The sequence below is a fragment of the Lysobacter sp. K5869 genome (assembly GCF_018847975.1).
Taxonomy (GTDB): Bacteria; Pseudomonadota; Gammaproteobacteria; order Xanthomonadales; family Xanthomonadaceae; genus Lysobacter.
This window is the reverse complement of the sequence record NZ_CP072597.1, coordinates 5912328-5920000: the sequence shown is the minus strand read 5'-3', so window position 1 is coordinate 5920000 and position 7673 is coordinate 5912328. Positions and strand designations below refer to the sequence as shown.

Sequence of the window (7673 nt, the reverse complement as noted above, 5' to 3'; positions counted from 1 at the left end):
CGTGAGCTTCAGCAAAAGAACCTGGAAAGGTTCGCCGTAGAAGGTGACAGCCCTGTATGCGAAGGGGCTCACGCGATGAAATCGAGTAGGGCGGGGCACGAGAAACCCTGTCTGAATATGGGGGGACCATCCTCCAAGGCTAAATACTCCTGACCGACCGATAGTGAACCAGTACCGTGAGGGAAAGGCGAAAAGAACCCTGGTGAAGGGAGTGAAATAGATCCTGAAACCGTGTGCGTACAAGCAGTAGGAGCCCGCAAGGGTGACTGCGTACCTTTTGTATAATGGGTCAGCGACTTACTGTTCGTGGCAAGCTTAACCGTATAGGGGAGGCGAAGGGAAACCGAGTCTGATAAGGGCGCATAGTCGCGGGCAGTAGACCCGAAACCGGGTGATCTAGTCATGCCCAGGGTGAAGGTTGAGTAACATCAACTGGAGGCCCGAACCCACTCCCGTTGCAAAGGTAGGGGATGAGGTGTGATTAGGAGTGAAAAGCTAATCGAACCCGGAGATAGCTGGTTCTCCTCGAAAGCTATTTAGGTAGCGCCTCATATGTATCCTCTTGGGGGTAGAGCACTGTTATGGCTAGGGGGTCATTGCGACTTACCAAACCATGGCAAACTCCGAATACCAAGACGGACTGTATGGGAGACACACGGCGGGTGCTAACGTCCGTCGTGAAAAGGGAAACAACCCAGACCCACAGCTAAGGTCCCAAATTCATCGCTAAGTGGTGAACGATGTGGAAAGGCACAGACAGCCAGGAGGTTGGCTTAGAAGCAGCCACCCTTTAAAGAAAGCGTAATAGCTCACTGGTCGAGTCGGTCTGCGCGGAAGATTTAACGGGGCTAAGCGATGAACCGAAGCTTGGGGTGCATACTTCTGTATGCGCGGTAGAGGAGCGTTCCGTAAGCCGATGAAGGTGGATTGAGAAGTCTGCTGGAGGTATCGGAAGTGCGAATGCTGACATGAGTAACGATAATGCGGGTGAAAAGCCCGCACGCCGAAAGCCCAAGGTTTCCTTGCGCAACGTTAATCGACGCAGGGTGAGTCGGCCCCTAAGGCGAGGCAGAAATGCGTAGTCGATGGGAAGCAGGTTAATATTCCTGCACCTCGCGTAAGTGCGATGGAGGGACGGAGAAGGTTAGGCAGGCCAGGCGTTGGTTGTCCTGGTGAGAGAGTTGAGGCGGTCCCCTTAGGCAAATCCGGGGGGGCAACGTTGAGACTAAGGACCGGCCCATTAGGGCTAGGCTGCTGATATCACGCTTCCAGGAAAAGCTCCTAAGCTTCAGCTTACGCAGACCGTACCGTAAACCGACACAGGTGGGCAGGATGAGAATTCTCAGGCGCTTGAGAGAACTCGGGTGAAGGAACTAGGCAAAATAGCACCGTAACTTCGGGAGAAGGTGCGCCCTCCATAGTTAAAAGCTGAGGGGGGCCGCAGTGACCAGGCCGCTGCGACTGTTTATCAAAAACACAGCACTCTGCAAACACGAAAGTGGACGTATAGGGTGTGACGCCTGCCCGGTGCTGGAAGGTTAATTGATGGGGTCAGCCGCAAGGCGAAGCTCTTGATCGAAGCCCCAGTAAACGGCGGCCGTAACTATAACGGTCCTAAGGTAGCGAAATTCCTTGTCGGGTAAGTTCCGACCTGCACGAATGGCGTAACGACAGCGGCGCTGTCTCCACCCGAGACTCAGTGAAATTGAAATCGCTGTGAAGATGCAGCGTTCCCGCGGCAAGACGGAAAGACCCCGTGAACCTTTACTATAGCTTTACATTGAACGTTGAGTTCGTCTGTGTAGGATAGGTGGGAGGCTATGAAACTGTGGCGCTAGCTGCAGTGGAGCCATCCTTGAAATACCACCCTGTCGTGCTTGACGTTCTAACCTGGGCCCGTTATCCGGGTCGGGGACCATGTATGGTGGGTAGTTTGACTGGGGCGGTCTCCTCCCAAAGTGTAACGGAGGAGCACGAAGGTACGCTCAGCGCGGTCGGACATCGCGCACTGTGTGCAAAGGCATAAGCGTGCTTGACTGCAAGATCGACGGATCAAGCAGGTACGAAAGTAGGTCTTAGTGATCCGGTGGTTCTGTATGGAAGGGCCATCGCTCAACGGATAAAAGGTACTCCGGGGATAACAGGCTGATACCGCCCAAGAGTTCATATCGACGGCGGTGTTTGGCACCTCGATGTCGGCTCATCACATCCTGGGGCTGTAGTCGGTCCCAAGGGTATGGCTGTTCGCCATTTAAAGTGGTACGCGAGCTGGGTTCAGAACGTCGTGAGACAGTTCGGTCCCTATCTGTCGTGGGCGTTGGAGATTTGAGAGGGGCTGCTCCTAGTACGAGAGGACCGGAGTGGACGAACCTCTGGTGTTCCGGTTGTCACGCCAGTGGCACTGCCGGGTAGCTATGTTCGGAAGCGATAACCGCTGAAAGCATCTAAGCGGGAAGCGCGCCTCAAGATGAGATCTCCCGGGAGCTTGACTCCCCTAAAGGAACCATCAAGACTAGGTGGTTGATAGGCAGGGTGTGTAAGTGCAGCAATGCATTGAGCTAACCTGTACTAATGATCCGTGTGGCTTGACCATATAACCTCAAGTGGCCTTGGACTCGACGACGCGTCGATATTCCAACCCAACACTGACTCGCTACATTCCAATCTATTCGCCGACAGCGCAGTCCATCGCGTTGGAAGCAACCAACGAGAGCGTGTGCGCGACTCCATCTGGAGCCCGCGACCCTCCACCCTCTCCCTGGTGATAATAGCTGTGTGGAACCACCCGATCCCATCCCGAACTCGGAAGTGAAACGCACATGCGCCGATGGTAGTGTGGCTTAAGCCATGCAAGAGTAGGTCATCGCCAGGGGCTTTACCCAGAAGGCCGGATCCGAAAGGATCCGGCCTTCTTCTTTTGCGTGAAAACTAGTGAATCCCACGCCCACCGCCGATAATCACCGGCCGGATCGCTTGAACACCGCCGCCTCCACCGCGGCCAGGCGCGGGAATATCCCCGCTCCGGCGCCGATCAGGCCGCCGAGATCCCGAGAGTCGAATCCGAACGCGTTGGAATGCACCTGGGCGGGATGCCACCCGCTGCCATCGATCGTTCCGCGATACCCGCGGTGGTCATCGTTACCCGCGACCGTCGGGGCTTACGCCGCTCCTGCACGAGAAACTGCGGAATATCCGTCGTCGGTTATCCGTAACCGCAGCCCTGAAGGCGCATTGCTGACGCGAGGCATCGGTATCGGTAGCTGCCGTGGCTTACTCGCCTTTCACTTGAAAGCATGAAGTGCCCGCCACACTCGCGGACAAAGCTATAAGGGACAGTGCTACTGCTTTTCTTGCTGTTGGTTCGCTGCTCCTACGCTACTTCTCGCGACCAGAATCGCCAGCGCCCCAGGGATTCGTACAAAAAGAAACGAACCCATTCCTCACCGTTGCACACGATCCGCACCATCTGCGCGTACACTCGCGAAGCTGCAAAACGACCGGCACCGCGCCGGGCGCAGCTTGCCGGCCATGACACCCCGACGGGGCTTGGCCGAGCCGCCGGTTCCCGCCGCGCCACGACGCTCCGGGACCGGCTCCGTCGAAAGGAGAGGCGAAAGATGAAGTTCACAGTTACCGGCAAGGTCCGTCACCGCTAAGTCGGTGCGTCCGGCTCCGGATCCGTTCCGGGCCGAGTTTGGCTGACCGCTGTTCGTTCCAGGCCGCTGTTATGGCCTTGGATCGCGCGCGCGCGTCCGCCGCCCTACTCCCGTTTCCCGATCGGCGCCTCGTTGGCGCCCAGTCGCTCGCGTGCGTCGCCCGCCCGCGCCGGTTCCGGCGCGTCGCAGGGCGTTCGCCGCGGCGGGAGCCGTTTCAGTTCAGAAGGCAACACACCCATGATGATTTTTCGTTGGTTCGAATCGCTGATCGATCCGTTCCGACCTGCGCCGGCGCACATGCCGCCGCGCTCGGTCGGCGGGTTTTATTGGCACTTCATACGCCAGGCCTGGCCGATCTTCGTGATCCTGACCGTGGTCGGTTTCTTCGTCGCCATCGTCGAAGTGATCATGTTCGACTACCTCGGCAAGGTGGTCGACTTGGTCAACACCACGCCGCCGTCGGAGCTGTTCGCGCGGCACGGCGATCAGCTGCTGTGGATGGCGCTGGTGATGCTGATCGCGCGGCCGGTCTGTCTGGGCCTGCACGATCTGCTGCTCAACCAGACCGTGCATCCGAGCATGACCAATCTGGTGCGTTGGCAAACCCATCGCTACATGCTGCGGCAGAGCCTGAGCTTCTTCCAAAACGACTTCGCCGGCCGCGTCGCCAACCGGATCATGCAAACCGGTCCGTCGCTGCGCGAATCCACCACGCAGGCCTTCGATGCGATCTGGTATGTGGTCGTGTATTCGGCTTCGGCGATCTATCTGTTCGCGCAAGCCGATGCGTGGCTGGTGGCGCCGTTGATCGCATGGATCGCGATCTACATCTGCCTGATGCGTTACTTCGTGCCGCGGGTGAAGCTGCGTTCGTGGCGGGCCTCGGACGCGCGTTCCAAGCTGATGGGCCGCATCGTCGACGGCTACACCAACATCGCCACGCTCAAGCTGTTCGCGCACTCGCGGCGCGAGGAGGAATACGTGGCCGAGGCGATGGTCGAGCAGACCGATCGGTCGCGCGACATGACCCGGATGACCACGCTGATGGGCGTGAGCATCACCGTGCTCAACGGCCTGCTGATCGTCGGCACCACGGGGCTCGCGCTGTGGCTGTGGCATAAGGGCTCGATCACCGTCGGCGCGATCGCGCTGGCGACGGGCCTGGTGATCCGCATCCACAACATGTCGGGCTGGATCATGTGGACGGTCAACGGCATCTTCGAGGACATCGGCACGGTGCAGGACGGCATCGAGACGATCTCCAAGCCGCTGACCGTGGTCGATCGCGAGGACGCCAAGCCGCTGCAGGTGGATCGCGGCGAAGTCCGCTTCGAGAACGTGCATTTCCATTACGGCAAGGACGCCGGATTGATCGCCGACCTCGATCTGACGGTCAAGCCGGGCGAGAAGATCGGTCTGGTCGGGCCGTCGGGCGCGGGCAAATCGACGCTGATGAACATCTTGCTGCGGCTGTACGACCTGGAAGGCGGCCGCATCGCGGTCGACGGACAGGACATCGCTAAGGTGACGCAGGAAAGTCTGCGTTCGCAGATCGGCGTGGTCACGCAGGATACGTCGCTGCTGCATCGCTCGATCCGCGACAACCTGCTGTACGGCCGTCCGGGCGCGAGCGAGGAGGAGATGTTCGAAGCGGTGCGCAAGGCGCGTGCGGACGAGTTCATTCCGCAATTGATCGACGGCGAGGGGCGCGTGGGTTACGACGCCTTGGTCGGCGAGCGCGGCGTGAAGCTGTCCGGCGGTCAGCGTCAGCGCGTGGCGATCGCGCGGGTGCTGTTGAAGAACGCGCCGATTCTGATCCTCGATGAGGCGACCTCGGCGCTGGACTCGGAAGCCGAAGCCGCGATCCAGGAAAGCCTGGAAACGCTGATGGCAGGCAAGACGGTGATCGCGATCGCGCACAGGCTATCGACGATCGCGCGGATGGACCGATTGGTGGTGATGGATAAGGGACACATCATCGAGACCGGGACGCACGAGGAATTGATCGCGCGCGATGGGCTGTATGCGCGGCTTTGGAAGCGGCAGACCGGTGGGTTCGTCGCGGTCGAGGCGTAACGCCCCTCGTCTCGACCCTCTCCCGCGCTGCGGGAGAGGAACGTTAGCGGTTGATCCTTGGAGCCTCTCTTCCTTCGGGAAGAGAGGCTTTTTTGTAGGAGCGGCGTGAGCCGCGACCAAACGAAGCGACTGACAGAAGCGCTCAATCCGAAGCCGGATATCCACGAAACGAAAAGCGGAACGATCTCCGACATCGGAATTTCGGACCGGGCGCTTACGTCAGTCGCTTCGTTTGGTCGCGGCTCACGCCGCTCCTACAACGAGATACGAATCAGAACAGCGATCCCGTGGTTCCGCGACCGTCGTCGTCGGACGAACCTTGGCGCTTGCGCACCCAGCCGCCGACGCCCGAAGGCTTATGACCCGGCGCGGGCGCCTTCGCTTTCGTCGCGCCGCGCTCGCGCTCCTGCCGATGCGCGCTTTCCGCCATCGCCTTGAACTGCCGCTCGCGCTGCAGCCACAGCTCGTCCATGCTCGGGTCGGCGACCAGCGCCGCGGCGCCGAGATCGGCTTCGCTGGCTTCGTCGGGAATGTGCTGGAACGGAATGCGCATCGGCGCGGCGCCTTGCGCCAGCGCGTCCTGCATCGCGCCGAAGTACAGGCGGTTGTTGCCGTAGCGCTGGTTGACCTGATCGAGCACGCGAGTCAACGCTTGGTTGCGCTGGCGCTCGGGGAACAGAGCGGCGCTGTCGCCGGCATCGGGCAGCAGATCGATCAACGAGACCGCGACCGACAACGGCGGATGGCGCTCCACCCGCCAACGGCCGCTGGCGGCGGCACGCAGCAGCGGTTCGAGCGCGTTGGCCATCAGGTGCAGCAAGGTCGGCGAGTCGTCGAGCGGCGCGAACGAAAGGTCGCGGCTGAAGCGTTGATCGCGGCCGACGAAACGCACGTGCAGGCTGAGGCCGCGCGCCTTGCAGCGTTCCTGGCGCAGGCGCATCGCCGCTTTCGCCAGCAGTTTGAACAGCACCGAACGCATGCCGTCGGCGTTGCGCATCTGCGGGTCGAGCACATGCGAGTGGCCGACCGAGGCGACCGCGGCGCGTTGCCGCGGCGGCAGTTCGATGCCGCGCAGTTGCGCCCAGAAACGCTCGCCCTCGATGCCGCCCCAGATCGCCTTAAGCCGCTCGCGCGGCGCGGCGGTGAGTTGTTCGACCGTATCGATGCCGGCGTCGTTGAGGCGTTGCAGCATCGACGGGCCGACGCCGCACAAGTCCTGCAACTGCAGGCCATGCAGGGCGCGCGGCAAATCGGCCAGTTCGACCACGGTGAGGCCGTCGACTTTGTCGATGTCCGACGCGGTCTTGGCCAGGAAGGTGTTCGGCGCGATGCCGACCGAGCAGCGGATCGGATCGAGTTCGCGTTCGATCAGCGTGCGCTTGATCTTGCGGGCGATGGCCACGGCGTTGTCGCGCTCGCGTTCGCGGCCGATCAGGCGGCAGGCGACTTCGTCGATCGACAGCGGTTTGCCGTCGATGGGAATGCAGTCCTGGATCGCTGCGATCAAGCGATGGTGCAGCTCGACGTAGCGCGCCGGCCGCGCTTGCACCAAGGTGATGTCGGGGCAGCGCTCGACCGCTTCGCGCACCGGCGTTCCGGTTTTGACGCCGTGCAGCTTGGCTTCGCGGCTGGCGGCGATGCAGCACGTGGTCGCCGCCATCACCGGCACCACGCCGACCGGCCGCCCGCGCAATTCCTCGCGGTCGAATTGCTCGACCGAGGCGAAGTAGGAATTGAAGTCGACGAACAGGCAGCGCAGGGTCACGGCGGTGGGGCCATGCTTGGGGCGTCAGTATCGCGCTGTGCGGCGATGACTGCAGCGGGGGGCGTCGCTCAGGATCGTCAGCGGTGGTCTCAGTCGGTGATATCCATTTTGAATCAGTGGGTTGCGGGCAGCCGCGGTCGGATGCAGCGGGTATAGGAGCGGCGTGAGCCGCGACC

Annotated in this window: 2 protein-coding genes and 2 rRNA genes (1 of these 4 only partly in view); 3 read left to right on the top strand and 1 reads right to left on the bottom strand. The window is 61.2% G+C overall.

Features of this window, described 5'->3' with window-relative positions; genetic code table 11:
* The 3 genes from J5226_RS25080 to J5226_RS25070 all read left to right on the top strand — a co-directional run.
* Positions 1–2593, top strand: a 23S ribosomal RNA gene (locus J5226_RS25080) (it extends 272 nt beyond the left edge of the window).
* A gap of 164 nt (positions 2594–2757) precedes the next feature.
* Positions 2758–2872 (top strand): 5S ribosomal RNA (rrf, locus tag J5226_RS25075).
* Between the two features lie 1027 nt (positions 2873–3899).
* Positions 3900–5732, top strand: coding sequence for an ABC transporter ATP-binding protein (locus J5226_RS25070; protein ID WP_215840570.1), 1833 nt, complete (start codon positions 3900–3902; stop codon positions 5730–5732).
* Between the two features lie 271 nt (positions 5733–6003).
* On the opposite strand, the gene J5226_RS25065 is transcribed toward J5226_RS25070, so the two are convergent.
* A complete protein-coding gene (locus tag J5226_RS25065; protein ID WP_215837793.1) occupies positions 6004–7497 on the bottom strand; it encodes a hypothetical protein in 1494 nt (497 codons plus the stop codon).
* Between the last annotated feature and the right edge of the window lie 176 nt (positions 7498–7673).